At 50.6% G+C, this 1,247-nt stretch carries 2 protein-coding genes; one reads left to right on the forward strand and one right to left on the reverse strand.

The window, feature by feature from the left end; all coding sequences use genetic code 11:
* The coding region (locus AC2VLY_RS09195; RefSeq protein WP_486891684.1) for a hypothetical protein at positions 1–180 on the reverse strand (180 nt) is incomplete at its 3' end.
* A 129-nt stretch (positions 181–309) separates the two neighbouring features.
* Between AC2VLY_RS09195 and AC2VLY_RS09200 the strand changes: the two genes are divergently transcribed.
* The coding region (locus AC2VLY_RS09200) for an ATP-dependent DNA helicase RecG (RefSeq protein WP_486922139.1) at positions 310–1,247 on the forward strand (938 nt) is incomplete at its 3' end.

A 1,247-nucleotide genomic window follows, 5' to 3' on the forward strand; every position in this document is an offset into this window, starting at 1 on the left:
TTGACCGGCATATCGCTCTCTCGACCATTTTTGCCACCACGAAAAACCGGTCTCACTGACCCGTTCCATGCTTTGGGGTGTTACAAAATTGCCGGACACGGAAGCCATGGAAGGAAAAGAAAAACCTCCGACAAGCATGCCGACGAGGAGAATAGCCACCCTTTTTTTCGATATCCACATAACATCCATCCCATAACGGCGCATTAAAGAAAAAATAATCATCACGTTGCATGGAAATAACCCGCAAAATAATTGTCTTATCCCGTAACAGATCATATGATAAAGGAAAGTTCCACAGGACGGGGTAACATGCTATCTGAAAAGCAGGTACAAAAGATTCCGATAAACGGGTCATTTTCCGGTTTATTCCAAGCGGGAACCACCTCTTATTCTGTAAACGGCTTGTCGGTATCGGACCACCCGCTGCAAAAGCGCAATGATCAATGGCGTGACAGTTTATTGCGGGCCGTGTTTACCTTGCCCATGCGTTACGCAGACCGCCGCACGCTCTGGAACATCCCGGAATTTGAAGAAGACACCAAAGTCTATGTCAAAGGAACGGTCATCAGTAAGCGGACGGTCCACAGCAAAAAAGGCCCGTTTTTGGATGTCCGCCTCAAAGACGCAATGGGACACGAATTTCAAATCCTCTGGTTTAATTTTCGCGCCTATCAGGAAAAAATCCTGCAAACTGGCAATCAGCACATCTTTGCGGGGAAGCCCAAAAGGAAAAACGCCTTGTGGACCTTATTCAATCCGGAAGTGCTGTCTACGGCCGATATGGGCAGTATTCAGCCTATCTACCGCAAGGAAGGCAAAGAACATTCGGAACAGGTTAAAAAACGGATTCGTCTCCTGATTAAGGAAAGTGCGGCATTCATTCCCGCGCTGTTTCCGAACTATTTGAATCAGGTACTGCAGTTGCTGGATCTCCCGGCTCTGGAAACGGCGCTGCGTGACACCCACTGGCCGAGCGACCTGGAAAGCGCCTATCTGGCCCATAACAGTCTGAAAGTAGCAGAAATGCTCTGGCATATGGAAACCATGACGCAGCACCCCGCCAGTCGGGTCACGGCTATCCGTCCGGTCCTGCAATTTTCCCAAGCCCAGCAACAACGCCTGCTAGAAGCGTTGCCCTTCCCGCTTTCCGCTTCCCAACAAAAAGCCTGGGCAGGTATACAGCAATGCCTCAGCCAGCCCCGCGCCCAGGACCTGCTCATTCTGGGCGGCGTCGGCTCGGGGAAAAG

The organism is Acidithiobacillus sp. TH-A36, assembly GCF_057473445.1.